General features: G+C 70.6%; 22 protein-coding genes. 15 read left to right on the top strand and 7 right to left on the bottom strand.

Features of this window, described 5'->3' with window-relative positions:
• A complete protein-coding gene (locus tag OED52_RS13350) occupies nucleotides 1-1,002 on the bottom strand; it encodes an ABC transporter substrate-binding protein (RefSeq protein ID WP_264151352.1) in 1,002 nt (333 codons plus the stop codon).
• Nucleotides 1,003-1,272: 270 nt separating this feature from the next.
• On the opposite strand from OED52_RS13350, the gene ctaD reads away from it, so the two are divergent.
• From ctaD to OED52_RS13335, 3 genes are all read left to right on the top strand, one after another.
• The gene (ctaD, locus tag OED52_RS13345; RefSeq protein WP_264151351.1) at nucleotides 1,273-3,033 is read left to right on the top strand and encodes an aa3-type cytochrome oxidase subunit I; all 1,761 of its coding nucleotides are present in this window, start codon (nucleotides 1,273-1,275) and stop codon (nucleotides 3,031-3,033) included.
• A gap of 208 nt (nucleotides 3,034-3,241) precedes the next feature.
• Nucleotides 3,242-4,471 carry a phosphoserine phosphatase SerB gene (gene serB, locus OED52_RS13340; protein WP_264151350.1) on the top strand — a complete coding sequence of 410 codons (1,230 nt, stop codon included), beginning with the start codon at nucleotides 3,242-3,244 and terminating at the stop codon, nucleotides 4,469-4,471.
• Nucleotides 4,464-5,258 carry an aminoacyl-tRNA hydrolase gene (locus tag OED52_RS13335; protein WP_413247664.1) on the top strand — a complete coding sequence of 265 codons (795 nt, stop codon included), beginning with the start codon at nucleotides 4,464-4,466 and terminating at the stop codon, nucleotides 5,256-5,258. The genes serB and OED52_RS13335 overlap by 8 nt, the downstream gene beginning before the upstream one ends.
• Before the next feature lie 3 nt (nucleotides 5,259-5,261).
• Here the strand turns inward: OED52_RS13335 and glgX are convergent, their stop codons facing one another.
• Nucleotides 5,262-7,412 (bottom strand): glycogen debranching protein GlgX, encoded by a 2,151-nt coding sequence (glgX, locus tag OED52_RS13330; protein WP_264151349.1) that lies wholly within the window; start codon nucleotides 7,410-7,412, stop codon nucleotides 5,262-5,264.
• A 43-nt stretch (nucleotides 7,413-7,455) separates the two neighbouring features.
• On the opposite strand from glgX, the gene OED52_RS13325 reads away from it, so the two are divergent.
• From OED52_RS13325 to OED52_RS13305, 5 genes are read left to right on the top strand one after another with little or no spacing between them, the layout of a single operon-like run.
• A complete protein-coding gene (locus OED52_RS13325) occupies nucleotides 7,456-8,292 on the top strand; it encodes an ABC transporter ATP-binding protein (RefSeq protein WP_264151348.1) in 837 nt (278 codons plus the stop codon).
• Between the two features lie 21 nt (nucleotides 8,293-8,313).
• Nucleotides 8,314-9,147 carry an NUDIX hydrolase gene (locus OED52_RS13320; RefSeq protein ID WP_264151347.1) on the top strand — a complete coding sequence of 278 codons (834 nt, stop codon included), beginning with the start codon at nucleotides 8,314-8,316 and terminating at the stop codon, nucleotides 9,145-9,147.
• A gap of 10 nt (nucleotides 9,148-9,157) precedes the next feature.
• Nucleotides 9,158-9,937 carry an enoyl-CoA hydratase-related protein gene (locus OED52_RS13315; RefSeq protein WP_264151346.1) on the top strand — a complete coding sequence of 260 codons (780 nt, stop codon included), beginning with the start codon at nucleotides 9,158-9,160 and terminating at the stop codon, nucleotides 9,935-9,937.
• A 53-nt stretch (nucleotides 9,938-9,990) separates the two neighbouring features.
• Complete coding sequence (locus OED52_RS13310) at nucleotides 9,991-10,968, top strand: class I SAM-dependent methyltransferase (RefSeq protein WP_264151345.1); 978 nt, start codon at nucleotides 9,991-9,993, stop codon at nucleotides 10,966-10,968.
• Nucleotides 10,969-12,126 (top strand): THUMP-like domain-containing protein, encoded by a 1,158-nt coding sequence (locus OED52_RS13305; RefSeq protein ID WP_264151344.1) that lies wholly within the window; start codon nucleotides 10,969-10,971, stop codon nucleotides 12,124-12,126.
• 10 nt (nucleotides 12,127-12,136) lie between these two features.
• Here the strand turns inward: OED52_RS13305 and OED52_RS13300 are convergent, their stop codons facing one another.
• Complete coding sequence (locus OED52_RS13300) at nucleotides 12,137-13,444, bottom strand: PQQ-binding-like beta-propeller repeat protein (RefSeq protein ID WP_264151343.1); 1,308 nt, start codon at nucleotides 13,442-13,444, stop codon at nucleotides 12,137-12,139.
• 227 nt (nucleotides 13,445-13,671) lie between these two features.
• On the opposite strand from OED52_RS13300, the gene OED52_RS13295 reads away from it, so the two are divergent.
• Together OED52_RS13295 and OED52_RS13290 are read left to right on the top strand one after the other, a co-directional pair.
• A complete protein-coding gene (locus tag OED52_RS13295) occupies nucleotides 13,672-14,430 on the top strand; it encodes an acyltransferase (RefSeq protein WP_264151342.1) in 759 nt (252 codons plus the stop codon).
• A 53-nt stretch (nucleotides 14,431-14,483) separates the two neighbouring features.
• The gene (locus tag OED52_RS13290; RefSeq protein ID WP_264154700.1) at nucleotides 14,484-16,013 is read left to right on the top strand and encodes an amidase; all 1,530 of its coding nucleotides are present in this window, start codon (nucleotides 14,484-14,486) and stop codon (nucleotides 16,011-16,013) included.
• On the opposite strand, the gene OED52_RS13285 is transcribed toward OED52_RS13290, so the two are convergent.
• Genes OED52_RS13285 through OED52_RS13270 form a run of 4 tightly spaced genes read right to left on the bottom strand, consistent with a single transcriptional unit; the run spans nucleotide 15,992 to nucleotide 20,155 of the window.
• The gene (locus OED52_RS13285) at nucleotides 15,992-16,546 is read right to left on the bottom strand and encodes a GNAT family N-acetyltransferase (RefSeq protein ID WP_264151341.1); all 555 of its coding nucleotides are present in this window, start codon (nucleotides 16,544-16,546) and stop codon (nucleotides 15,992-15,994) included. The genes OED52_RS13290 and OED52_RS13285 overlap by 22 nt on opposite strands.
• Before the next feature lie 14 nt (nucleotides 16,547-16,560).
• The gene (locus tag OED52_RS13280) at nucleotides 16,561-17,808 is read right to left on the bottom strand and encodes a glycosyltransferase family 4 protein (RefSeq protein ID WP_264151340.1); all 1,248 of its coding nucleotides are present in this window, start codon (nucleotides 17,806-17,808) and stop codon (nucleotides 16,561-16,563) included.
• Complete coding sequence (locus OED52_RS13275) at nucleotides 17,808-19,328, bottom strand: glycoside hydrolase family 57 protein (RefSeq protein WP_264154699.1); 1,521 nt, start codon at nucleotides 19,326-19,328, stop codon at nucleotides 17,808-17,810. The genes OED52_RS13280 and OED52_RS13275 overlap by 1 nt, the downstream gene beginning before the upstream one ends.
• A 26-nt stretch (nucleotides 19,329-19,354) precedes the next feature.
• On the bottom strand, nucleotides 19,355-20,155 hold the full coding sequence (locus OED52_RS13270) for a class I SAM-dependent methyltransferase (RefSeq protein ID WP_264151338.1): 801 nt from the start codon (nucleotides 20,153-20,155) through the stop codon (nucleotides 19,355-19,357).
• 222 nt (nucleotides 20,156-20,377) lie between these two features.
• Here OED52_RS13270 and OED52_RS13265 point away from each other — a divergent pair, with 222 nt between their 5' ends.
• The 5 genes from OED52_RS13265 (at nucleotide 20,378) to OED52_RS13245 (ending at nucleotide 25,698) form a co-directional block, all read left to right on the top strand.
• Nucleotides 20,378-21,163, top strand: coding sequence for an electron transfer flavoprotein subunit beta/FixA family protein (locus OED52_RS13265; protein ID WP_264151337.1), 786 nt, complete (start codon nucleotides 20,378-20,380; stop codon nucleotides 21,161-21,163).
• Nucleotides 21,164-21,211: 48 nt separating this feature from the next.
• Nucleotides 21,212-22,168, top strand: coding sequence for an electron transfer flavoprotein subunit alpha/FixB family protein (locus tag OED52_RS13260; RefSeq protein WP_264151336.1), 957 nt, complete (start codon nucleotides 21,212-21,214; stop codon nucleotides 22,166-22,168).
• Between the two features lie 187 nt (nucleotides 22,169-22,355).
• The gene (locus OED52_RS13255) at nucleotides 22,356-23,591 is read left to right on the top strand and encodes a cysteine desulfurase family protein (protein ID WP_264151335.1); all 1,236 of its coding nucleotides are present in this window, start codon (nucleotides 22,356-22,358) and stop codon (nucleotides 23,589-23,591) included.
• Nucleotides 23,588-24,682 carry a tRNA 2-thiouridine(34) synthase MnmA gene (gene mnmA / locus OED52_RS13250; protein ID WP_264151334.1) on the top strand — a complete coding sequence of 365 codons (1,095 nt, stop codon included), beginning with the start codon at nucleotides 23,588-23,590 and terminating at the stop codon, nucleotides 24,680-24,682. Before OED52_RS13255 ends, mnmA begins: the two co-directional genes overlap by 4 nt.
• Entirely contained in the window at nucleotides 24,679-25,698 is a 1,020-nt protein-coding gene (locus tag OED52_RS13245; RefSeq protein WP_264151333.1) for a uroporphyrinogen decarboxylase/cobalamine-independent methonine synthase family protein, read from the top strand. The genes mnmA and OED52_RS13245 overlap by 4 nt, the downstream gene beginning before the upstream one ends.
• Nucleotides 25,699-25,763 lie beyond the last annotated feature (65 nt).

Here is a 25,763-nt window from a genome sequence, read left to right as displayed (position 1 = left end):
TCACACAGCGTGCCGGTCCACACCGAAGGTGTCGGCCAGATCGTCGAGGATGCGATGGGCTCCCTGGATGCTTACCGGCGTCATCCACACGCTGTCGTCCACTTCGACCTTCCGTCCCTGCAGGTTCTGCCACAGCGGATTGGTCACGAACGGCTGTGCCGCCTCCTGCGCCGTGCCGTCGCCGGTGTCGTAGGTGGTGACGAAGATGACATCGGCCTCGGCCTGCGCGATCAGCTCGGGGCTGATCGAGTTCATGATGCTCGACGGATCCTCCGGATCCGGCCCCTGGCTCGCCGGCCGGGCGAGACCGGCGTCCTCGAGGACGATGCCGCTGAACGAGGTGGTGCGGTACAGCCGGGCCGTGGGTTCACCGGCGAACCGCACGATCGAGACGGTGGGATTGCCGGCCTCGGCATTGATGTCGGCGCCGATGGCCGCGGCGCGCTCCTCGTACTCGGTGATCCTCTGCTCGGCGAGGTCCTCCTTGCCGATCGCCCGCGCAGCGAGCCGGATGTTGTCCTTCCAGGTCGGCCCGGTCGATTGGGAGAAGACGGTGGGGGCGATGGCGGACAGTTCCTCGTAGTTCTCCCCGTCCCGCACCTCCGCGGAGAGGATGAGGTCCGGTTCGAGCGCGGCGACCTGCTCGAGGCTGATGTTCGCGGTCTTCCCGACCGACACGGCGTCGGCCGCGTACTCGCGGGAGTCGCCCAGATAGTCGGGGAATCCCTCGGTGCGGTAGTCGACGTGACCGACGAGCGGTGCCTCGAGGAGGAGGACGGCGTCGGCGTAGCTCGTGTCCAGCGCGACGATGCGCGTCGGCTCGGTCTCGATCGTGGTGGTGCCGCGGAAGTGCTCGACGGTGCGCGGGAAGCCCGCCGCCGCCGCGTCGGCGGAGGTGGTGGTGGAGGGGTCTGCGTCGGTGGACGAGCAACCCGCGACGAGGAGCCCCGCGGCGAGGAGGCCGGCCGCGACGCGGCGAGGGCGAGGGGCGAGCAGAGGCATGGTGTCCTTCGGGGTCGGCGGAGAGGTGAGGGAACCCTAACCCAGCTCGTCGTGATGCGGAACGCCTTCGCCTCACCCGACCTTGGTTGTGATGTGTAACACACCTGGTAGGGCGCTCTTCTCGGTGTCCGCAGGTCGCTTCGGGAGCCGAGTACGACAGGGAGTAGGACCCGGGGGGTGGCCGTTTCGGGGAGGGGCTACGATGCGATGAGCGCAAGCCAGAGACCGTTCGCCTCCAGCCCGAGGTCGAGCGCGCATTCAGGAGGATTAGTGACTGCCGTAGCGCCCCAGCCAGTCCCAGAGATAGCTGCAGCAAGGCCGTACCCGCCGCGGCAGGGACCCAAGGGTTCGTTCATCTACAAGATGATCACGACCACGGATCCCAAGATGTTGGGGATCATGTACATGGTCACCTCGTTCGCGTTCTTCCTCATCGGCGGCCTGATGGCGCTGCTGATGCGCGCCGAGCTCGCCGTGCCGGGGCTGCAGTTCCTGTCGAACGAGCAGTTCAACCAGCTGTTCACGATGCACGGCACGATCATGCTGCTGATGTACGCGACCCCGGTCGTGTTCGCCTTCGCGAACTACATCCTGCCGCTGCAGATCGGTGCCCCCGACGTCGCCTTCCCGCGTCTGAACGCCTTCAGCTACTGGCTGTACCTCTTCGGCGCCACGATCGTCCTCGCGGGCTTCATCACCCCGGGCGGTGCCGCCGACTTCGGCTGGACGGCCTACACGCCGCTCACCAGTGAGATCCACTCCCCGGGTGTCGGCGCGGACTTCTGGGTCCTCGGCCTCGGCGTGATGGGTCTGGGCACCATCCTCGGTGCCGTCAACTTCATCACCACCGTGGTGTGCATGCGTGCCCCCGGCATGACCATGTTCCGGATGCCGATCTTCACCTGGAACATCTTCATCACCAGCCTGCTGATCATCCTGGTGTTCCCGCTGCTGACCGCTGCCTTCATGGGCCTGTTCGTCGATCGCCACCTGGGCGGTCACATCTACGACCCGGCAACCGGCGGCGTGCTCCTGTGGCAGCACCTGTTCTGGTTCTTCGGTCACCCCGAGGTGTACGTCATCGCGCTGCCGTTCTTCGGCATCGTCTCGGAGATCTTCCCGGTCTTCAGCCGCAAGCCGATCTTCGGGTACACCGGCCTGGTCTACGCGACCCTGGCCATCGCGGCCCTGTCGATCGCGGTGTGGGCGCATCACATGTACGCCACCGGCGCGGTGCTGCTGCCCTACTTCTCGTTCATGACCTTCCTCATCGCGGTGCCGACCGGCGTGAAGTTCTTCAACTGGATCGGCACCATGTGGAAGGGGCAGATCACCTTCGAGTCGCCGATGCTCTTCTCGGTCGGCTTCATCATCACCTTCCTCTTCGGTGGTCTGACCGGTGTCATCCTGGCGAGCCCGCCGCTGGACTTCCACCTGCACGACTCGTACTTCGTGGTCGCCCACTTCCACTACGTGCTCTTCGGCACCATCGTGTTCGCGACCTACGCCGGTATCTACTTCTGGTTCCCGAAGATGACCGGCCGCATGATGGACGAGCGCCTGGCCCGCTGGCACTTCTGGCTGACCTTCATCGGCTTCCACACCACCTTCCTGGTCCAGCACTGGCTCGGTAACGAGGGCATGCCGCGTCGCTACGCCGACTACCTGCCGTCCGACGGGTTCACCACGCTGAACACCATCTCCACGGTCGGTGCGTTCATCCTCGGTGCCTCGACGCTGCCGTTCCTGTGGAACGTCTTCAAGAGCTACCGCTACGGCCAGGTCGTCACGGTCGACGACCCGTGGGGCTACGGCAACTCGCTGGAATGGGCGACGACCTGCCCGCCGCCGCGGCACAACTTCTACGAGCTGCCGCGCATCCGGTCGGAGCGTCCCGCCTTCGAGCTGCACTACCCGCACATGGTCGAGACCATCCGTGCCGAGGCGCACGTCGGCTGGGGCAGCGACAAGCACGAGGTGAACGTCCTCGAGGGTGCCGATCGCACCCCGGGCGACCACCCGCGATCCTGAGCCGGCCCCTGCGCCCCACGGCGCGGACCCGCTGATCCACCGAGGCCCCACCCGCATCCCGCGGGTGGGGCCTCGGCCGTTCCCGGCCCGGATCACACGGCCTCACCGGGGTCGGACCCGGCAGTAACAGCGAGGTCCGGAGCTGCAACAATGGGCAGGTACGTGCTGTGTCCGCACGTGCCTCGACAGACAAGCGATCGGAGTCGTAGTGGCGTCTGAGACCACGGTGCTGGTGACCGTGACCGGACCTGACCATCCCGGCGTGACCTCGGTGCTGTTCGCGGCACTGACCCGTCACGACGTCGACCTCCTCGACGTGGAGCAGGTCGTGATCCGCGGCCGCCTCACCCTCGGGGTCCTCGTCGAATGCTCGAACGACGTCGAGGCGCTCCAGGACGAGATCGAATCCGCGATGGCCACCATCGGGATGAACGCCGACGTCCAGATCGGCGCCGAACGCGGCACCCGCGCCGTCTCCACCCACGCGGTGGTCGTGCTCGGCAGCCCCGTCAGCGCCAAGGCCCTGCGCTCGGTGGGCCGCACCCTCGCCGCCCAGGGCGCGAACATCGACTCGATCCGCGGCATCGCCGACTACCCGCTCACGGGTCTCGAGCTGATGGTCACCGCCTCCGACACCAGCCCCGAGGCCGACTCCGCGCTGCGGCACGCCCTCGCCGAGCTCGCCTCCGGCCTCGACATCGACATCGCCGTCGAACGCGGTGGGCTCGCCCGCCGCTCCAAGCGGCTGATCGTCTTCGACGTCGACTCCACGCTCATCCAGGGCGAGGTCATCGAGATGCTCGCCGCCCACGCCGGTGTCGAGGACAAGGTCCGCGAGGTCACCGAGGCCGCGATGCGCGGCGAGATCGACTTCGCCCAGTCCCTCGAACAGCGTGTCGCGACCCTCGCCGGTCTCCCCGCGACCGTCATCGACGAGGTCGCCGAGCGGCTCGAGCTCACCCCGGGCGCCCGCACCACGATCCGCACGTTGCGCCGCCTCGGTTACCGCTGCGGTGTGGTCTCCGGCGGTTTCCGCCAGGTGATCGAGCCGCTCGCGCACGAACTCGAACTCGACTTCGTCCGCGCCAACACCCTCGAGATCGTCGACGGCACGCTCACCGGCCGGGTGGTCGGCGACATCGTCGACCGCGCCGCGAAGGCCCGCGCGCTGCGCGAGTTCGCCGACGAGGCGGGCGTGCCGGTCGAGCAGACCGTCGCGGTCGGCGACGGTGCGAACGACATCGACATGATCGGTGCCGCCGGCCTGGGCATCGCCTTCAACGCCAAGCCCGCCCTGCGGGAGGTCGCCGACACCGCGCTGTCCTACCCCTATCTCGATGCCGTGCTCTTCGTCCTCGGTGTCACCCGCGAGGAGATCGAGGCCGCCGACCGCGTCGACGGAACGCTGCGACGGGTGCCGATCGATCGTGGTGCCTGACCTGCCGCACACCGAGGAGGAACCGGGGGAGCGCAGCTGGGACGACCCGGCGTTCGAGCAACGCCACGCCGTGCTCGCCCGCGGCTACGGCCACCGCCCGGACCCCGAGGATCCGGCGCTGGTGCAGGCCATGCCGATCGTGCTGCACATCCCCAAGGTCGATCCGCCCGCCCGCAGCGCACTGCTCGAGGTAGCGGCGATCGCCACCGTCGAACTGTGCTTCGACCCCCGCGTCGGCCCGGGTCCCGACGGGGAACCGGGGCCGTGGCAGCAGCGGTTCCTCGCCTGGAACGACGCTCGCATCAGGAAGGTCGCGCGCCGCGCCCGCGGTGCTCACTGGCGTGCCGCCCAGGAGGTCGACGGTGTGACCGTCGACCGTGCCGGAGCACAGGCCCGCGCGTTCGTGCCCGGACCGGTGGGCGAACTCGACCCGCGTATCTCCCGGCTGCAGATCGGCGGGACCGACCTGCCGCACGACGACCCGCCCCCACCGCCGCCCGGCCTCCCCGTCCTGTGGATCCAGCGGGACCTCGAGATGACCCTCGGCAAGGCGGCCGCGCAGGTGGGGCACGCCTCGATGCTGTACGCCGGGGCTCTGACCGCCGAGGCCGCCCGCGACTGGGCGGCCGCAGGATTCCCCTGCGCCGTCCGCGACGCCGACGCCGAGACCTGGCGCGAGCTGCTCGCCCTCGTCGACGCCGGCAAGGCCGTCGCCGTCCGCGACGCGGGCTTCACCGAGGTGGCGCCCGGTTCGGTCACCGTCGTCGCGGTCGGCCCCGCCGCGTAGCCCCTACCGGCCCTCGGGCGCGATCCGGAAGACCAGTACGGTCGGTCCGTCCACCACGTGGTCGCTGCCGACCCGCATCGGCACCGGGTCGACCGGATGCCCGTCGGGACGGCTCGAGTCGAACTCGCACACCACGTCGCCGCGGTACCACTCGGGCCCGGCCAGGGTGACGGTCGCCGGACCCCCGGCGTGCAGGACGAACAACCCGCTGCTGTCGTGGAGCGTGATCCCGGCCCGGGTCACCGTGCCGAGCTCGGACCCGTCGAGCCAGGCCTGCAGGGTGCGGCGGCTCTCGTCGTGCCAGGCCGCCTCGTCGAGTTCCACGCCGTCGGCGCCGAACCACACCAGGTCGGGATAGCCGACGGCGCGGGCCCGCCCGTCGAAGAAGCGGCGCTGCCGCAGCACCGGCACCCGGGTGCGCATCCGCAGCAGGTCGCGCACGAAGTCGATGCGGCCGCGGTCGGCGCACTCCCAGTCCAGCGGCCACGCGTCGGTGGCCGGGGTGTCCTGCGGAACGCAGTAGGCGTTGTTGTTGCCGAGCTGCGTGTGCCCGAACTCGTCGCCGGCCAGCAGCATCGGGGTGCCGGTGGACAGCAGCAGCGTCGCGAGCATCGCCCGGATATGCCGCTCCCGCGCCGCGAGCACGTCGGGATCGTTCGTCGGCCCCTCGATCCCGTGGTTCACCGACTCGTTGTTGTCGGTGCCGTCCCGGCCCTCCTCACCGTTCGCCTCGTTGTGCTTGTGCTGGTACGACACCGCGTCGGCGAGGGTGAACCCGTCGTGGGCGGTGACGAAGTTGACCGACATCCACGGCTGCCGGATGTGCCGGTCGTAGAGGTCCTCCGATCCGGTGAGCCGGGAGGCGATCTCGCGGATACCGGACCGCCCCGCCCAGAACCGCCGGACCGCGTCACGGTAGCGGTCGTTCCACTCCGCCCACTGGGCACCGAAGTTGCCGAGCTGATAGCCGTCTCCGGTGGCGTCCCACGGTTCGGCGATCAGCTTGACGTCGCACAGCACCGGATCGGTGACGATCGCGGTGAGCAGCGACGCCCGCTGGTCGAACGCCCCCGCCCGCGGCCGGCCCAGGACACTGGCCAGATCGAAACGGAAGCCGTCGACCCCCATCACCTCCGTCCAGTAGCGGAGGCTGTCGCACACCATCCGCACGACGATCGGCGAGGACGCGTCGAGGGTGTTGCCGCATCCCGTCACGTCGATGTCGCGGCCGTGCCCGTCGAGCACGTAGTAACCGGTCGCGTCCAGCCCCCGCCAGGACAGGCTCGGACCGTCCACCCCCGACTCACAGGTGTGGTTGTAGACCACGTCGAGCACCACCTCCAGTCCCGCACGGTGCAGGGCGTGCACCATCGCGCGGAACTCGGCGATCTCGTTGCCCGGGGTGACGGCGTAGGCGGGATGCGGCGCGAAGTAGGAGGCCGTCGAGTACCCCCAGTGGTTGCGCATGCCCCGCGCCCGCACCGACGGTTCGGTCACGAACGCGTGCACCGGCAGCAGCTCCACGGTGGTCACACCCAGCCCCACCAGATAGTCGACGACCGCGGGGTGGGCGAGTCCCAGATAGGTGCCGCGCAGCTCGGGCGGCACCAGGGGGTGCCGGGCCGTGAACGACCCGACGTGCAGCTCGTAGACGACGGTGTTCTCCCACGGCACCCGCGGCCTGGCGTGGGGGAGCGGCGCGACGGCGGTGACCACCGACAGTGGGGTGTGGCCGAGGGAGTCGGCCGTGGACATCGCACCGAACGGATCACCGTCGTAGGGGAGCAGCCGCTGCGCGTCCCCGACCTCCCCGGTGAGCTGCCGGCCCCACGGGTCGAGCAGGAGCTTGTGTGGATTGGTGCGCAGACCGTGCTCGGGCTGCCACGGACCGTAGGCACGGAAGCCGTACCGCTGCCCCGCGCCGATCCCGGGCACCACCCCGTGCCAGACCCCGTAGGTGCGGTCGGGCAGGTCCACCCGGTGCTCGTGCCCGTCGTCGTCGATCAGGCACACCTGCACCCGGTCGCTGTGCGGGGCGTGCACGGCGAAACGGGTGCCCCGGTCGACGACGGTGGCCCCGAGCGGGAAGGCCGCGCGGTCGGGCAACGCGACCGACGGCAACGATGCTGCGGATTCCGATGTGGAGGACGACACAGCAACCGATCCTCCCGCGTTTCGGTTACAGGCGTAGGACAAGATGGACGTCGTGGCACAACCTGATCCCGATTTGCTCATCGAATTCGAAGACGTGGTGGTCCGGCGCGGGGGCAACACCCTCGTGGGACCCGTGACCTGGAAGGTGGAGCTCGACGAACGTTGGGTGGTGCTCGGCCCGAACGGCGCAGGGAAGACGACCCTTCTGCGCGTCGCCGCCGCCGAGACGTTCCCCACCTCCGGCACCGCCCACGTACTCGCCGAGACCTTCGGCAAGACCGACCTGTCGGAGCTGCGGCCCCGGATCGGCCTGTCCTCGGCGGCGCTCGCCAACCGCGTGCCGAACGACGAGAAGGTCACCGACCTCGTCCTGTCCGCGGGCTACGGGGTGCTCGGCCGCTGGCGGGAACAGTACGAGAACGTCGACACCGACCGCGCCGTCGAGATGCTCGAGAGCCTCGGCGCCGAGCACCTCGCCGACCGCATGTACGGCACCCTCTCGGAGGGTGAACGCAAGCGCGTGCTCATCGCCCGTGCCCTGATGACCGATCCCGAACTGTTGCTGCTCGACGAGCCCGCCGCCGGTCTCGATCTCGGTGGACGCGAGGAACTCGTGGCCCGGCTGGCCACTCTCGCCGCCGACCCGGACGCCCCCGCCATCGTGCTGGTCACCCACCACGTCGAGGAGATCCCGCCGGGCTTCACCCACGCGCTGCTCCTCAAGGAGGGCGGTGTCGTCGCACAAGGCCTGCTCGAGGACGTCATCACCGCACCGAACCTGAGCGAGGCGTTCAGCCAGTCGATCAGCCTCGAGCGGATCGACGACCGCTTCTTCGCCCGCCGCACGCGGCAGCCGGGGCGGCACCGGCGCCGCGCGTAGACCCGCTGCTAGGTTGAGTCCATGTCCGACGATTCTTCGGTGAAGGCCTTCGATCCCACCGCGGTCCCGATCCGCGACGCGTCCACCGTTCTGCTGGTGCGGGACTCCGCGCGCGGCATCGAGGTGTTCCTGCAGCGACGGGTCGTCGGCATGGACTTCGCAGGCGGCATGACCGTCTTCCCGGGTGGCGGTGTCGACCCCTCCGACACCGACGCCCAGGTGCGGTGGACCGGACCCGACGTCGCCTGGTGGGCGGTGCGGTTCGGTGTCGACGAGGCCCGCGCCCGGGCCCTCGTGCTCGCCGCCGTCCGGGAGACCTTCGAGGAGTGCGGGGTGCTGCTCGCCGGCCCCACCCCGGACACCGTTGTCGCCGACACCGCCGAGTACGCCGACGCCCGCCGGGCCCTCGAGGCCCGCGAACTGTCGTTCGGCGACTTCCTCGAACGTGAAGGGCTCGTGTTGCGCGCGGATCTGCTGCGCCCGCAGGCGAACTGGATCACCCCGCTCGGTGAGCGGCGCCGCTACGACACGCGGTTCTTCACCGCCGTCACCCCCGAGGGGCAGCGAGCCGACGGCAACACCAGCGAGACCGACCTCGTGCAGTGGCGGACCGCGCAGGACGCCCTCGACGACTGGCGGGCCGGCCGGAGCATGCTGCTGCCCCCCACCTGGAGCCAGCTGACCACCCTGACCCGGTTCGGCACGGTCGCCGAGCTCATGGCGTCCGAGGCGGTCATCGACCCGATCGAACCCGTGCTGACCCGCCGGGACGGCGTCATCCACGTCGAGTTCGACGGGTGCGAGGCCTACTACGAGCCCGGGATGCATCCCTGGGCGAAGCGTGCCGACATCTAGGCTGTGCGGCATGGCTGAATTCGTGACCCTCGAGGTCTCCGACGGCATCGGCACCATCCGTCTCGACCGCCCGCCGATGAACGCGCTGAATCGTCAGGTCCAGGAGGAGATCCGGGAGGCCGCGCGGCAGGCGACGGTGCGGGCCGACGTGAAGTCCGTGATCGTCTACGGCGGCGAGAAGGTCTTCGCCGCCGGCGCCGACATCAAGGAACTCGCCGAGCTGAGCTTCGTGCGGATGAGCGAGATCGTCGGCGACCTGCAGTCGGCGCTCGGATCCATCGCCGACATCCCGAAGCCGACCGTCGCCGCGATCACCGGCTACGCCCTCGGCGGCGGCCTGGAACTGGCACTCGGCGCCGACCGGAGGATCGTCGGCGACAACGTCAAGCTCGGCACTCCCGAGGTGCTGCTCGGCCTGATCCCCGGCGGCGGCGGGACCCAGCGTCTCGCGCGCCTGGTGGGTCCGTCGAAGGCGAAGGACATCGTGTTCACCGGCCGGTTCGTCGACGCCGAGGAGGCGCTGGCGATCGGGCTCGTCGACGAGGTCGTCGCCCCTGACGACGTGTACGAGGCGGCGCGCCGGTGGGCCGCGCAGTTCACCGGCGCCGCGACCCGCGCGCTGGCCGCGGCGAAGGCCGCCATCGACGAGGGTCTGGACACCGATCTCGACACCGGGCTGAAGATCGAGCAGCATCTCTTCGCGGGCCTGTTCGCGACGAAGGACCGCACCATCGGTCTGGAGTCGTTCCTCGCGAACGGGCCGGGCAAAGCGAAGTTCGTCGGCGAGTAGCGACCGTCGGCACCTGTACTTGTCCAAAGCTTACCGATGAGTAGGATCACCGCATGACTGCAAGCAGGACCGACGGGGTCGACCCCGCGCCGAATCCGCACGCCACTGCCGAAGAGGTCGAGGCAGCACTGAAGGACACCAAGCTCGCCCAGGTGCTCTACCACGACTGGGAAGCGGAGACCTACGACGAGAAGTGGTCGATCTCGTACGACGAGCGCTGCATCGACTACGCCAAGGGCCGGTTCGTCGCCGCCGCCGGCGAGCAGCCGCTGCCCTACGAACGTGCCCTCGAACTCGGCTGCGGAACGGGCTTCTTCCTGCTCAACCTCATGCAGGGCGGGGTGGCGAAGAAGGGTTCGGTGACCGACCTGTCCCCGGGCATGGTCAAGGTCGCCCTCCGCAACGCCGAGAATCTCGGCCTCGACGTCGACGGGCGCGTCGCCGACGCGGAGACCATCCCCTACGAGGACGACACCTTCGATCTCGTCGTCGGCCACGCGGTGCTGCACCACATCCCCGACGTCGAGCAGTCCCTCCGCGAGGTGCTGCGCGTCCTCAAGCCGGGCGGCCGGTTCGTCTTCGCCGGCGAGCCCAGCACGATCGGCAACTTCTACGCCCGCCTGCTCGGCCGGATCACGTGGGAGGCCACCACCAACATCACGCGCCTTCCGTTCCTGAACGACTGGCGCCGGCCGCAGACCGAGCTCGACGAGTCGTCGCGGGCCGCCGCCCTCGAGGCCGTCGTCGACCTGCACACCTTCGACCCCTCCGATCTCGAGAAGCTGGCCACCTCGGCCGGTGCCGTCGAGGTCAAGGCGAGTTCCGAGGAGTTCGCCGCGGCGCTGCTCGGCTGGCCGGTGCGCACCTTCGAAGCGGCCGTGCCGCAGGAGAAGCTGGGCTGGAACTGGGCGAAGTTCGCCTTCGGCAGCTGGAAGGCGCTCAGCTGGGTGGACGAGAACGTGCTCAAGCACGTCGTCCCGCGCAGCTTCTTCTACAACGTCATGATCACCGGTGTGAAGCCCGGCAAGTAGTTGGGCTACGAGTTCACCCTCGCCGACGTCGCGTACCTGACGTCGGAGGACGGCCGGCAGGCGCTCGCGAGCGTCGCCGGCCGGGAGCTGAGCACGCGTACGCGCCTTGCCGACATCGGCTGGGCGCGTACGCATTTCGGCGATCACGCTGCGTCCCTCGTCGAGACGGTCATGCTGCGGCGCAAGGCCGAGGCGAAGATCGACGGTGTCGCCGCGTGGATCCTCACCGACGATGCGGTGCAGCAGTCGACGCCCACCCCCGTCGCCGCGCACCGTGCACGCCGGCTCACCGGCCGGGTCGTGCACGACGTGACCTGTTCGATCGGAGCGGAACTCGCGCAGCTCGTCGGTGTTGCCGAGACCGTGGTGGGCAGCGATCTGGACGAGGTACGCCTGGGGATGGCCGCCCACAACGTCCCCGGCGCGCACCTGCTGCGCGCCGACGCGCTGCGCCCGGTGACGCGGGGGAGCACCGTGATCGCCGATCCGGCGCGCCGGACCGGTGGCCGCCGCACCCACGATCCGGCCGCCCTGCAGCCGCCGCTACCGGACCTGCTGGAGGTCTACGCCGGGCGCGACCTCGCCGTGAAGTGCGCTCCCGGACTCGATTTCGACTCGCTCGACTGGCAGGGTGAGGTCGAGGTCGTCTCCCTCGACGGCGGCGTCCGCGAGGCGTGCCTGTACTCGCCCGGCCTGAGCGAACCCGGAGTTCACCGTCGTGCGACCGTCCTGCGTTCGGACGGAACGCATTTCGACATCACCGACGCGATGGACGACGACATCCCAGAACGGGAACCGGGGGAGTGGATCGTCGATCCCGACGGTGCGATCGTCCGCGCCGGGCTCGTCCGCCACTACGCGGCCGCCCACGGACTGTGGCAACTCGACCCGCGCATCGCCTATCTCACCGGCGACGGTCTTCCCGAGGGAGTACGGGGATTCCGGATCGTCGAACGCTTCAAGTACACCGAGAAGGCGCTGCGCCAAGTACTTTCGCGGCTCGACTGCGGGGCCGTCGAGATCCTCGTGCGCGGACTCGACGTCGACCCGGCGGTCCTGCGCCCCCGGCTCAAGCTGAAGGGGTCGGTGTCCCTGAGCGTGGTGCTCACCCGGATCGGCCGCACGCCAGAGGCCTTCGTCTGCGTCCCCTCCCGCTGACCGCCCGCGCTCAGCGCGGGTCGCGCAGTACGATCACGTCGCCGTCGACGGTGGTGATCACGAACTCCCCGTCCGGCCCGATCCCGGTGCCCACCGGCAGTCCCGCCGCGTCGAGGGGTTCCTCGTCGACGCTTTCTCCGTCCGCGACGTCGACCACCGTCGCCACGAGGTCGCTTCCGCCGTCGGCGATCACGTAGGCGAGACCGTCCGCGCTCACGGCCGGGGTGCCGAACGGGGCCAGATCGGTTCGTTCCCACACCGATTCGGTCTCGTCACCGGAATCGCGCAGAGCCACCAGGGGTTTGCTGCCGTCACCGGCGGCGACGAGGAGCAGCCCGTCGGCGGTGACCGCAGGCGGGGCGACGGAGGCCGTGCCGAAGCCCCGGCTCCACCGGGCCTCGCCGGTCGTGGTGTCGAGCGCCCACAGCGTGCCTTCGCCGTCGAAGACGTACACGGTGGATCCGTCCGCGGACAGCACCGGGCTCGTCACCGCACCGCCGGGCAGATCGTCCACCGCCCACTCCTCGCGCACGACCGCGTCGTCGCCACCGGTGTACCGCAACGCCACCAGTGCGGACCGGTCGGCGCCGGGACGCCACACCGTGACGAGGATGCGGTCGGTGGCCGTGTCGACCGCCGGGGTCGTGGCGACGGGGCAGTCCTCGGATCCGCCGAAGCAGGCCGGCACGCCGTGATCGCTGGGCAGCCGCGGCACGTTCTGGCCCGCGTCGACACCGGGGATCGGTACGAGGTCGAACAGTGGTGCCCCGAGCTGCCCGGTCTGCGGGTCGACGACGTTGACCTGACCGAAGTGGGTGACCACCAGGAGATGGCCGTCGGAGGTGAACTGGGCGCTGCGCGGGGTGCCGCTCACCGGGATCCGCCAGCGTCGCTGCCCGTGCTCGTTGAACGACAGCAGACCCCCGTCCTCGCCGACGTAGATGTTGGCCATCGCATCGGAGACCGGGGTGACGGTGGCGACCGCCGGGGCCAGGCGCGTGCACCAGCGCTTGCGGCCTGTGTCCATCTGGAAGGAGAACAGATTGCAACCGATCTCGGTGGCCGCGCTCACCGAGACCTGGCCGTTGGCCGCGATCCCGGCGGGGGAACCGGCCGTGCCGCCGAGCGGGCGCGTCCAGGCCGCCGCGAGGTCCTCGAGGCCCGCTGCCGTCGCCGTGTTGCTGTTGCGGGCGTCGGAATGGCGTCCCGGCCATCCCCCGGCGGAGAGCACGTCCTCGGTACCCGACCCGCCCCCGCACGCGCTCAGTGCGAACACCGCCGCGAGCGCCGGCACCGCGGTCCGCAGGACACCCCGCATCACTCAACTCCTCCACAGGCGAACGATTCGACTCGTCAGCGTATCGGTCGGAGGAGTGCGCACCGGCACGGAGGCGGGGCCGACCGAGTGACGCGGAGGCGGGGCCGACCGAGTGACGCGGAGGCGGGGCCGACCGAAGGGCACGGAGGCGGGGAGGCCGGACGGTCCGGTACCGCTGAGACACGGGGGCCGTACGGCAGCCGGGCGGCGGACCGTAGGCTGCCCCTATGACGAGCATGTGGGGTGCACCCCTGAAGGCGAGGTGGCGCGGGTCCCGTCGGCGGGATCCGGATCAGGCACGCTTCCTGACCCTGTCCTCCCTGCGCTGGGTGCTGGACAACAAGGCGTACACACCGTGGTATCTGGTTCGGTACTACCGGCTCGCCAAGTTCAAACTGGCCAATCCGCACGTCGTGCTGCGCGGCATGGTCTTCCTCGGGAAGAACGTCGAGATCCACGCGACCCCCGGCCTGGGACGGCTGGAGATCGGCAGGTGGGTGCACATCGGCGACGGCAACGCGATCCGCTGCCACGAGGGTTCGCTCCGGATCGGCGACAAGGTGGTCTTCGGCAAGGACAACGTCGTCAACACCTATCTCGACATCGAGATCGGTGCGTCGACCCTCGTCGCCGACTGGTGCTACATCTGCGACTTCGACCACCGCACCGAGGACATCACCTATCCGATCAAGGACCAGGGCATCGTCAAGAGCCCGGTGCGCATCGGTCCCGACACCTGGATCGCCGCCAAGGTCACCGTCCTGCGCGGTACCCGGGTCGGCCGCGGCTCGGTGCTCGGCGCGCACGCAGTGGTCAAGGGCGACATCCCCGAGTACAGCATCGCCGTGGGTTCGCCCGCGAAGGTCGTGAAGAACCGTAAGGTGGCATGGGAGAGCGCGGCGGCCGAGCGTGCGGCCCGCGAGGCGGCCCTCGCCGACATCGAACGCAAGAAGGCGGGGGAGATGCCGGCCGACGCGAACCGGTAACGGACCGCACGGACCGAACCGACACCGTGGGGGCAATGATGGGCAACGCAGGGATGGACTACTCGGAGTACCGACGTCACGACGCGGTGGGCCTGGCCGAGCTGGTGGTGACCGGCCAGGTGTCCGCGGACGACCTGCTCGACACCGCGATCGCCCGGCTCGAGCAGGTCGAGCCGACGCTGAACTCCGTCGTCCGCCGCCTCGACGACCGGGCCCGCGCCCGGGTCCGGGAGGGGGTGGACGGTCCGTTCGCGGGCGTGCCGTTCCTGATCAAGGATCTCGGGCAGGACATCGCCGGGATCCCCACCTCGAGCGGCTCCCGCGCCCTCGCACAGTGGCCCGCCGAGGAGAACTCGGTGATCGTCGACCGGTGGCTCGACGCCGGGCTGGTCGTGTTCGGCAAGACCAACACCCCGGAGTTCGGTGCGAAGGGCATCACCGAACCGGAGGCGTTCGGGCCCACCCGCAATCCCTGGGATCCCACCCGCACTCCCGGCGGCTCCTCCGGTGGTTCCGCCGCGGCCGTCGCCGCGGGTGTGGTCCCGGCCGCGGGTGCGAGCGACGGCGGTGGCTCCATCCGCATCCCCGCCGCCTGCTGCGGTCTCCTCGGTCTCAAACCGGGCCGCGGTCTCGTCCCGACCGGGCCTCGCGGCGGCGAACCGCTGCACGGCGCCGCCACCAACGGGGTGATCACCCGTACCGTGCGCGACGCCGCGGCCCTCCTCGACGTCATGGCCGGCCCGCACGCCGCCGGTCCCTATCCGGTCGCGCGACCGGAACGGTCCTACACCGACAGCGCCCGCACCGCCCCCGCTCGGCTGCGGATCGGTTTCGCCGCGGCCTCACCGATCGGCACGCCCGTGGATCCCGAGGCGATCGCCGCCGTCGAGGACGCCGCGGCGCTCCTCGAGGAACTGGGGCACCACGTCGAACCCGCGTCCACGGGTGTCGACGAACGACGGCTCGCGGAGGATTTCCTCGCCATGTGGTTCGCCACCGCCGCCGCGGAGATCGACGAGACACGCCGACTCACCGGGGCCGGGCCGGACGCATTCGAATTCGACACGCGCATCATCGCCGAACTCGGCCGGTCGCTGTCGGCCCCCGACTACATCGAGGCCCATGCGCGCTGGGCCGACTACTCGCGGCAGCTCACCGAGTTCCACGAGCGCTACGACCTGCTGCTGACCCCGACGATCGCCGGCCCGCCCGTGCGCATCGGCGAACTGGCGACGCCGCGCTGGATGCGCGCCGTCGGCAAGGTCCTCCTCGCCACACGGACGGCGTGGATCGCCGGTCGCGCCGGCTTCATCGACCGGTTGGTGGACGAGAATCTCGGCCGTACCCCGTACACGCAGCTGGCGAACATCACGGGGCGACCGGCGATTTCGGTGCCCCTGTACTGGACGGGTGCGGGACTGCCGCTCGGGGTGCAGTTCGTCGCGCCGCTCGGTGGCGAGCCGACGCTGCTCGCGCTCGCGGCCGAACTCGAACAGGCCCGGCCGTGGTTCGACCGGCAGCCTCCCCTCGCTCCGGCGAACGGTCTTCCGGCGCAGGCGGATCAGCCGAGCGGCTTGCGGTAGGTGGCCACCTCGCACGGAACCGTGAGGGCCGCTTCGAGTTCCGGGTGCGCCTCGTCGATCGACGAGATTCCCGCGGCGGTGTAGCCGAGGCGGGTGTACCACGAATCGAGAAACGCCTTCGACTCGTGGACCCATCCGGCCGGCCGGATCACCTCGAGCTGCATCGTGGTGAATCCCCGCGCAGCACACTCCTCTTCGACCGCGGACACCAGACGCACACCGATCCCGGTGCCGCGCACGTCCGGATCGGTGGCGAGCATCCCGAACTCGGCGACCGACTCGTCGATCCCTCTGACCCGGATGCATCCGACGATCCGTCCGCGCAGGCGCGCGATGCGGATGCTGCCCTCGTGGGCGGACCGGGTGATCTCGTCGGCGTCGGTGCGGGTGGCGCCGGGGCGCCACATGCCGTTCTCGGCGACCGCGTAGACGGCGTTGACCAGATCGGTGACCGCGAGGACGTCGGCGCTCGGCTCACCCGCGGGGGCGTCCAGTCGCTCGACGACGACGCGACGTGCGGTATCCGATGTCACGGGATCTCCTTCGCTCAGCCCCGATCCGGGAGCGGACGCTGTGGGATGTTCGGCCGCCCCAGGGGATGTCGTACCCGGCGCTTGGCCGACGAGTAGACCTGGGCGGTCTCCTCCGCGACGCGCCGCCAGTCGAAGTCGTCGGTCAGACGTGCCCGGGCTGCCCGTGCACGTTCCTGTGCGGCCTCGGGATCGTCGAGGGTCTCCCGTACCGCCGAGACGAGACCGGCCACGTCGCCGGGGTGGAAGGACAGTCCGGTCACGCCGTCGACCACGGCCTCGCCCAGGCCACCGGCGGTGGAAGCGATCAGCGGCGTACCTGCGGCGGCGGCCTCGAGCGCGATGATGCCGAAGGGCTCGTAGCGGCTGGGCAGCACGATCGCGTCGGCGCCGTGCAGCCAGCCGAGCAGTTCGGTGTGGTCGAGATTGCCGAGGAAGGTCACCGAGCGGGCGACGCGGTGGATCCGGGCCTGCTCCCGCAGCCACTCGAACTGGGTGCCCTCCCCGGCGACGGCGAGCGTCGTGCCCGGATGCGAGCGGCGGATGCGCGGCAGCGCGGCGATCGCGTCCTGCACGCCCTTCTCGTATTCGAGGCGGCCGACGTACAGCAGCCGGGCGGGCCCGAGCCGCGGTTCCCGCTCGCGGTACGACCAGGTGGTGATGTCGATGCCGTTGCGGATGACCGAGATCTCCGGCAGGTCCGGGCCGTACAACTCGGTGACCTCGTCGTGCATCGACGCCGAGCAGGTGATGAGCCGGTCCGACTCGTTGGCGAGCCACCACTCGACGGAGTGCACCTGCCGGTTGATGCGGCCGGAGAGCCAGCCGCTGTGCCGGCCGGCCTCGGTCGCGTGCAGGGTCGACACGAGCGGCACGTCGTAGAACTCGGCGAGCGCGATGGCGGGGTGCGCGACGAGCCAGTCGTGCGCGTGGACCACGTCGGGGGTCCAGCCCTCACCGATCCCGCCGCGGCTCAGGCCGACCCCGGCCCGGACCATCGCGTGGCCCATGGCCAGGGTCCACGGGATCATGTCCTCGCCGAACTCGAAGTGGGGCGGGTCCTCCGCGACCGCCACGACCAGCACGCCCTCCGAGACGTGGCTGACGGTGGGATGGGTGGTCGGGTCGGTGCCGGTGGGGCGCCGCGAGAGCACCACCACCTCGTGACCGGCCGCGGCGAGTTCGGTGGCCAGGTGGTGGACGTGCCTGCCCAGCCCGCCGACCACGACGGGTGGGTACTCCCACGAGACGAGAAGAACTTTCATCACAGGCCTCCGTCGGGTCGGGGCAGGCGTCGTGCGTCGAGTCCGGGGAAGAGGTTGTCGGCGCGGTTCCAGGCGTCCGCCAACCGGATCGCCGTGGCGTCGCGGCCGGAGGCGACGGCGTCGGCGATCTCGCGCAGGGCGTGCGCGTGCTTGTGGGCGCGGTCGCGCGCGTAGGCGGCCGCGGTGTCCTTGCTGACCATGAACGCCCAGTCGCTCGAGACGGTGAGCAGCGCCTCGCGCAGCATCTGGTCGTACACGCGGTTGCGCAGCCGTACCGCGCCGCCGTCCCGCGCGACCGCCTTGTCGAGCACGTCGAGGGTGGTGCGGACGACCTCCTCGTTCAGGCACACCAGATCGGCGACCTGGTCGCCGGCCCACACCCGCCAGTCCTTGCCCGATCCCCAGGACGAGTCCTCGAGATCGACGGGGTCACCACCGACGTATCCGCGTGCGCGGGCGTCGGCGAGGGTGCCGACCTCGATGCCCGCCTCGGGCAACGCGCGCAGCACTCGCTCGAGGAAGAGCGGCCCCTCGTACCACCAGTGCCCGAACAGTTCGGTGTCGAAGGCGGCCACGACGAGCGCGTCCCGGCCGATGCGTTCGGACTCGCTCGACAACCGCTTGCGGACGGTCTCGACGAAGTCGGCGACGTGCCGGTCGACGGCCTGCGAGGCGAGTTCGGGGTCGTAGGGTGCCTTCTCGTGGGAGGGCACCGTCCGGCCCGTGACCCGTGCCGGCTTGAGCCCGGTGTCGTGACAGTAGGTGTGGAAGTCGCGGTAGGCGGAGTGCCCGGGATAGCCGGACTTCGGCGACCACACCCGGTAGGACACCTGAAGGTCGCGGCCGAAGCACACGACGTCGGAGTCGCGGACCGTGCGGCCCAGTGCGGTGTCGCCGTGCAGGGCGGGGCCGTCCACCATGAAGTGCTCGACTCCCGCTGCGGCGTAACCGATCTCGAGCCCGGGGGTGTAACCGCACTCGGGCGCCCAGATGCCGCGCGGCCGGTGGCCCCAGCGGGCGTGGGCGTCGGCGAGACCCTCGGAGAGGGAGAAGGCGCGCAGCCGCGGGTCGAGCAACGGCTGGAAGGGATGGGCGAGCGGGCCGCCGAGCAGTTCGATGGCGTCGGCGTCGATCAGTTCGCGCAGGACCGGGGAACCGCCGTGGCGCCATCGTGTTTCGAAGGTCTCGAGCGCCTCGGAGGCGGCGCGGTGCTCGCGGGCCCCGAGCGCCCGGTAGGACGGCTCGGACATGGCCGCGGCCTCGTGTGCGCGCAACTGCCAGTTGCCGAGCCAGTGGTGCATCCCGGCGAGGCAGTGCGGGTCGTCGAGCTGTGCCGCGAGGACCGGGGTGATCCCGAGTGTGAGCATCCGGCCGCGGCCCTCGGCGGCCAGGCGGCGGAGCACGTCGGTGACGGGCAGATAGGTTGCGGCCCAGGACTGGTAGAGCCACTCCTCGCCGACGGGCCAGCGTCCGTGGTTGGCGAGCCACGGCAGGTGCGAGTGCAGGACGAGCGCGAACATGCCAGGGACGCGCGAGGTCTCGGTGCTCACGGTGCGCCGTCCTCCGGTGCCGGATCCTTCACCGCGATGGCGACGAGATCGAGGCTCGCGTCGATGTTCTCGGGGACGATCGTGAAGTCGTCGACGGTCACCCCGGCGACGTCCGCGGTGAGGTCCTCGGGCCACGGCTGCCCGGCGAGGGCGCGTTCGATCTGGGCGTCGATGAAGGAGCCGCCGTGCTTGGCGTCGAGCGCGCGGAGGGTGGGGCCGTGGTGCACGCCGGTCATGAGTTCGACACGGAATCCGGCATCTTCGAGCAGTTCGGTCAGTTCCGCCGCGTTCAGTTCGCGGGTGTGGAAGGGGTTGAGGGGGGTGTCGCGGCCGGGGGAGAAGGTGATCCGGTTGGGGGTGCTGATGAGCAGTTCGCCGCCGGGGGTGAGAACGCGGCGACACTCCCGGAGGAACTGTGACTGGTCCCACAGATGTTCGATCACCTGGAAGTTCACGACGGTGTCGACGGATTCGTCTTCGAGGGGGAGTTCGGCGAGGTTGCCGTGCCGCATGTCCACGCGGGGATAGCGCGCGCGGATGTGCGCGACGGCGCTCTCGTCGTAGTCGAGGCCGATCACGCGGGTCGCGACGTCGGCGATCATGTCGGCGCCGTAGCCTTCGCCGGCGCCGGCCTCGAGCACGGTCCGGCCTGCGCAGCGGGAGATGAAGTGCCGGTAGACGACCTCGTGCCGACGGAACCAGTAGTTCTCCTCGGCGATGCCGGGGACCGTCCGTTCGCCGGTGAGGGGAAGGGTGTGCGCATCGTCGGCGCGGGCGGGGGTATCGCTCACCGCCAAGACATTAGACCCCCGCTCGCTCGCGCGGTCTCCGGTGTTCCAGATCACAGGTTTGGTCGCCCTTCCTTGCGGTTATGGTGACACGGGTATCCCGTCAAGTTACTGACTGGTAACTTAGCGGCTGATAATCTATCGCACACGCCGTGCGAAGACACGAGTGCTCGGTTCAGGCAGCGCCTTACCGAACAAAGGCAGCTACACACAGGAGGTCGACGCAGACCCATGACGAACATCGTCGTTTTGATCAAGCAGGTCCCCGACACGTGGTCCGAGCGCAAGCTCAGCGACGGCGACTACACCCTCGACCGTGAGGCCGCCGACGCCGTGCTCGACGAGATCAACGAGCGCGCCGTCGAGGAGGCTCTGCTCATCAAGGAGCGCGACGGCGGCGAGGTCACCGTGCTGACCGCCGGCCCCGACCGTGCCACCGATGCCATCCGCAAGGCGCTGTCCATGGGTGCCGACAAGGCCATCCACCTCAACGACCCGGCCCTCCACGGCTCCGACGCCATCCAGACCGCCTACGCTCTCGCCGCCGCGCTCGGCCAGATCGAGGGCGTCGAGCTGGTCATCGCCGGTAACGAGGCCACCGACGGCCGCGTGGGCGCCGTGCCCGCGATCATCGCCGAGTACCTGGGCCTTCCGCACCTGACCCACCTGCGCAAGCTCACCGTCGCCGACGGCAAGGCCGCCGGCGAGCGCGAGACCGACGAGGGCATCTTCGGCATCGAGGCTCCGCTGCCCGCCATCGTCTCGGTCACCGAGAAGATCAACGAGCCGCGCTTCCCCTCCTTCAAGGGCATCATGGCCGCCAAGAAGAAGGAAGTTCAGACCCTGACCCTCGCCGAGATCGGCCTCGATCCCGAGATCTTCGGCGTCGCCAACGCGGCCACCACCGTCACCGGTGTCACCCCGAAGCCCCCGCGCACCGCGGGCGAGCGCGTCACCGACGAGGGCGACGGCGGCAGCAAGATCGCTCAGTACCTGGTCGGCCAGAAGATCATCTGATCGCGCCCCCGCGACAACACCGGACACATCTAGGGAGAAGAAGCAGCAATGGCAGAAGTACTCGTGCTCGTCGAGCATGCCGAGGGCGCGCTCAAGAAGGTCAGCACCGAACTCATCACCGCCGCGCGCGCGCTCGGTGAGCCCGCCGCCGTCGTCACCGGCACCCCCGGCACCGCCGACGCCCTGCAGGACGCGCTCGCCGCGGCCGGCGCCGTCAAGGTCTACGCCGCCGAGTCGGACATCATCGACAACTACCTGGTGACCCCGAAGGTCGACGTGCTCGCGCAGCTCGTCGAGTCGGCCAGCCCCGCCGCCGTCATCACCGCTGCGTCCGTCGAGGGCAAGGAGGTGTCGGGCCGTCTCGCCGCCCGCATCGGCTCCGGTCTGCTCGTCGACGTCGTCGACGTCAAGGCCGACGGCTCGGCCGTCCACTCCATCTTCGGTGGCGCCTTCACCGTCGACGCCAAGGCCAACGGTGAGGTCCCGGTCATCTCGGTCCGCCCGGGCGCCATCGAGGCCAAGCCCGAGGCTGCCGCCGCCGAGCGTGTGGCCGTCGAGGTCCCGGCCCCCGAGGAGAACGCCGTGAAGATCGTCTCGCGCGATCCGATCGTCGGCGGCGACCGTCCCGAGCTCACCGAGGCGTCGATCGTCGTCTCCGGTGGCCGCGGTGTCGGCTCGGCCGAGAAGTTCTCCGTCGTCGAGGAACTCGCCGACTCGCTCGGTGCCGCCGTCGGCGCCTCGCGTGCCGCCGTCGACTCGGGTTACTACCCGGGCCAGTTCCAGGTCGGCCAGACCGGTAAGACGGTCTCCCCGCAGCTGTACATCGCGCTCGGCATCTCCGGGGCCATCCAGCACCGCGCCGGCATGCAGACGTCGAAGACCATCGTCGCCGTCAACAAGGACGAAGAGGCCCCGATCTTCGAGATCGCGGACTACGGCGTCGTCGGTGACCTGTTCAACGTCGCTCCGCAGCTGACCGAGGAGATCAAGAAGCACAAGGGCTGAGTCCGTCCCGCGCCCGGGGTGCGGACAACCGGTCCCGGTTTCTCCTGCACGGCCCCGTTCCCTTCCGGGAGCGGGGCCGTGTGCGTGCTGTGTGCGTGCCGGGGGGACGGGGACAGGGACGGTGACGGGGCCCTGCGGGCCCGGAGCGCGGCGGGCCTCTTCGCCGACCCGCTATCCTGGATCGGTCATGACCTCGCCCGCCACCGGATCTTCCGGTACCTCCACGACCGTCTACCTCGATCACGCCGCGACCACGCCGATGCTTCCGGTGGCCGTCGAGGCGATGACCGAGGTGCTCACCACCGTCGGCAACGCGTCGTCCCTGCACGGATCGGGACGCGCGGCCCGTCGCCGTATCGAGGAGTCGCGGGAGTCGATCGCGGCCGCACTCGGTGCCCGCCCCTCCGAAGTGATCTTCGTGTCCGGCGGAACCGAGGGCGACAACCTCGCGGTCAAGGGCATCTTCTGGGGCCGTCGCGCCCAGGACCCCCGCCGCCGCCGGATCGTCGCCGGCGCGACCGAGCACCACGCGGTGCTCGACGCGGTCGAATGGCTCGTCGAACACGAGGACGCCCTCGTGACGTGGCTGCCCGTCGACCGGTTCGGGCGCGTCGCCCCCGAGGCACTGCGCGAGGAACTGTCGCAGCACGCCGACGAGATCGCTCTCGTGACGGTCATGTGGGCCAACAACGAGGTGGGCACCGTCATGCCCGTTACCGAACTCACCGCCGTCGCCGCCGAGTTCGACGTCCCCGTGCACAGCGACGCCGTGCAGGCCGTCGGGCATCTGCCGGTCGACTTCGGTGCGAGCGGCCTGGCGGCGATGACCCTCGCCGCCCACAAGTTCGGTGGCCCCCAGGGGGTCGGGGCACTGCTGCTCGGGCGTCAGGTGCCGTGCGTCCCCCTGCTGCATGGCGGCGGACACGAACGCGATGTCCGGTCGGGCACACAGGACACCGCGTCGATCGTGGCGACGGCCGCGGCGGTCAGGGCGGTCACCGCGGATCTGCCCGCGCGCACCGCCGAACTCGCGCGCCTGCGCGACCTTCTCGTCGACGGGATCGAGACCGTTCTGCCGGACGCGATCCTCAACGGCCCCCGCGGCGACGGACGCCTGCCCAACAACGCACACTTCACTTTCCCGGGCTGCGAAGGGGATTCGCTGCTGATGCTGCTCGACGCGGCCGGCATCGAGTGCTCCACCGGATCCGCCTGCACCGCGGGTGTCGCCCGGGCGAGCCATGTGCTCGTGGCGATGGGCTGCGATCCCGCGACCGCGCGGGGATCTCTGCGTTTCTCGTTGGGACACACCACGACACAACGCGACATCGAGACAGTGATCGAAGCTCTGCCCTCCGTGGTGGAAAGGGCTCGCGCCGCCGGCCTGGCGAGCGCCGGCGGACGAGGAGGTGACCGGAGATGAGGATTCTTGCGGCAATGAGCGGCGGAGTGGACTCGGCGGTCGCCGCCGCCCGCGCCGTCGACGCCGGACACGAGGTGGTCGGCGTGCACCTGGCGCTGTCCACCGCCCCGGGCACGCTTCGCACCGGTTCGCGGGGATGCTGCTCGAAGGAGGACGCCGGCGACGCCCGCCGCGCCGCCGACGTGCTCGGAATCCCGTTCTACGTCTGGGATTTCGCAGACCGTTTCAAGGAGGACGTGATCGACGACTTCGTCGCGTCCTATGCGGCCGGTGAAACCCCCAATCCGTGCCTGCGCTGCAACGAGAAGATCAAGTTCTCCGCGCTGGCCGACCGCGCCGTCGCCCTCGGTTTCGACGCCGTTGCCACCGGCCACTACGCCCAGCTGAACGACGGAGTGCTGCGCCGCGCCGTCGACGCCGACAAGGACCAGTCGTACGTGCTGGCCGTGCTCACCGCCGAGCAGCTGTCGCGGGCCATGTTCCCCGTCGGCGACACCCCGAAGAGCCGCATCCGCGAGGAGGCCGCCGAGCGCGGACTGGCCGTCGCGAACAAGCCCGACAGTCACGACATCTGCTTCATTCCCTCCGGCGACACCCGGGCCTTCCTCGGCGCCCGCATCGGGGTGCGTCCCGGCGCCGTCGTCGACGACACCTCCGGCGAGGTGCTCGCCCGGCACGACGGCGTGCACGGTTTCACCATCGGCCAGCGCAAGGGACTCGGGATCGCCGGCCCCGGACCGGACGGCCGGCCCCGCTACGTCACCGCCATCGAACCCGAGACCGGCACCGTCCGGGTCGGCAGCGCCGAGAAACTGAAGGTCGACTTCATCCGGGCCGAGCGCGCGGTGTGGACCTCGGGGGAGGCGCCCGAGGGCCCCGTCGAATGCGTCGTCCAGGTCCGGGCACACGGCGGCACCGCGCCCGCCGTGGCCGAGGCCGTCGGCTCGGGCATCGACATCAACCTGCGCGAACCGCTCACCGGCGTCGCGGCGGGGCAGGCCGCCGTGCTCTACCGTCCCGACCCGGCCGGCGACATCGTCCTCGGCAGCGGCACCATCGCCGGCACCCGCTCGGCGGCAGGGGAGCGGTGACGGCACAGGCGACCGGCCGCGACGTGTGGACCGCTGTCGCGACCGGGATCGGTTCGTGGCCGGGGACGGACCCGCGCGAGGCCGCCTCGATCGTGGTCGGGGAACTGCCCGCGCTGCCCCATCTCGTGGAACTGCCCGCGCGCGGACTCGGCGCCGACATGCTCGGCCGCGTCAGCGCGCTGCTCGTGGACCTGCACCTCGACGCCTCCACCACCGGCTACCGCCTCGTCTCGCACCGCGGGACCGTCGCGGCGCGCGCCGAGGACCTGCTCGCCCGCGACCTCGACGCCCTCGAGGAGGCCTGGGAGCGGGCCGGTCCGGAATCCGACCGTCCGGTGAAAGTGCAGGCGGCAGGGCCGCTCACCCTCGCCGCGCATCTCGAACTCGCCACCGGCCGCCGGGTCCTCACCGACCGCGGCGCCGTGCGGGACGTGTCCGAGTCGCTGGCCGAGGGTATCGCCCGGCACGCCGCTGAGATCACCCGGCGGCTGGGGGTGCGGGTCGTCGTCCAGCTCGACGAGCCCGCCCTGCCCGACGTGCTCGCCGGACGACTGACCGGGCGCACCGCCCTCGAGACGGTGCCCGCCCTGCCGGGACCGGAGGCCCTCGACATCCTCGACACCACCATCCGCGGCACCGGGGCGTCGGTCGCCGTCCACTGCTGCGCCGACGACCTGCCCACCGACCTGCTGCGCCGCAGCGCCGCCGACGCGGTGGCCTTCGACGTCTCCCGGATCCGCCGCGCCGACCTCGACGGGCTCGGCGAACTGATCGACTCCGGCACCGTCCCGATCCTCGGGCTCGTCCGGGCCTCGGCGTCGGCCGGCTGGCGCGAGCAGGCCGCTCCCGCCGTCGACCTGATCGACCGGCTCGGTTTCCCGCGCGGTCTGCTGCGCTCGGTGGGGGTCGCCCCGGCGTGCGGTCTGGCGTCGGTCTCCGACGAGGCGGCGCGCACCGCGCTGCGACTGACCCGCGAGATCGCCGCGGTGTTCGCGGACGAACCCGAACATCTCTGACCCGAGCCCCACGGCGGGGTCTCCGGGTCGCGACGTCCCCGGCACCGCCTCCGGGCGAGTCCGGA

The organism is Rhodococcus sp. Z13, assembly GCF_025837095.1.
Lineage (GTDB): Bacteria > Actinomycetota > Actinomycetes > Mycobacteriales > Mycobacteriaceae > Rhodococcus > Rhodococcus sacchari.
This window is presented reverse-complemented; position numbering and strand designations above follow the sequence as displayed.

Bases quoted from the DNA above. Each gene is read 5' to 3' on its own strand.
- OED52_RS13265 (WP_264151337.1), top strand. From the start codon at position 20,378: ATGACGAACATCGTCGTTTTGATCAAGCAGGTCCCCGACACGTGGTCC.
- OED52_RS13325 (WP_264151348.1), top strand. From the start codon at position 7,456: ATGGACGTCGTGGCACAACCTGATCCCGATTTGCTCATCGAATTCGAA.
- OED52_RS13320 (WP_264151347.1), top strand. From the start codon at position 8,314: ATGTCCGACGATTCTTCGGTGAAGGCCTTCGATCCCACCGCGGTCCCG.
- OED52_RS13350 (WP_264151352.1), bottom strand. From the start codon at position 1,002: ATGCCTCTGCTCGCCCCTCGCCCTCGCCGCGTCGCGGCCGGCCTCCTC.
- OED52_RS13280 (WP_264151340.1), bottom strand. From the start codon at position 17,808: ATGAAAGTTCTTCTCGTCTCGTGGGAGTACCCACCCGTCGTGGTCGGC.
- OED52_RS13295 (WP_264151342.1), top strand. From the start codon at position 13,672: ATGACGAGCATGTGGGGTGCACCCCTGAAGGCGAGGTGGCGCGGGTCC.
- mnmA (WP_264151334.1), top strand. From the start codon at position 23,588: ATGAGGATTCTTGCGGCAATGAGCGGCGGAGTGGACTCGGCGGTCGCC.
- OED52_RS13290 (WP_264154700.1), top strand. From the start codon at position 14,484: ATGGACTACTCGGAGTACCGACGTCACGACGCGGTGGGCCTGGCCGAG.
- OED52_RS13255 (WP_264151335.1), top strand. From the start codon at position 22,356: ATGACCTCGCCCGCCACCGGATCTTCCGGTACCTCCACGACCGTCTAC.
- OED52_RS13315 (WP_264151346.1), top strand. From the start codon at position 9,158: ATGGCTGAATTCGTGACCCTCGAGGTCTCCGACGGCATCGGCACCATC.
- OED52_RS13310 (WP_264151345.1), top strand. From the start codon at position 9,991: ATGACTGCAAGCAGGACCGACGGGGTCGACCCCGCGCCGAATCCGCAC.
- OED52_RS13300 (WP_264151343.1), bottom strand. From the start codon at position 13,444: ATGCGGGGTGTCCTGCGGACCGCGGTGCCGGCGCTCGCGGCGGTGTTC.
- OED52_RS13275 (WP_264154699.1), bottom strand. From the start codon at position 19,328: ATGTTCGCGCTCGTCCTGCACTCGCACCTGCCGTGGCTCGCCAACCAC.
- OED52_RS13260 (WP_264151336.1), top strand. From the start codon at position 21,212: ATGGCAGAAGTACTCGTGCTCGTCGAGCATGCCGAGGGCGCGCTCAAG.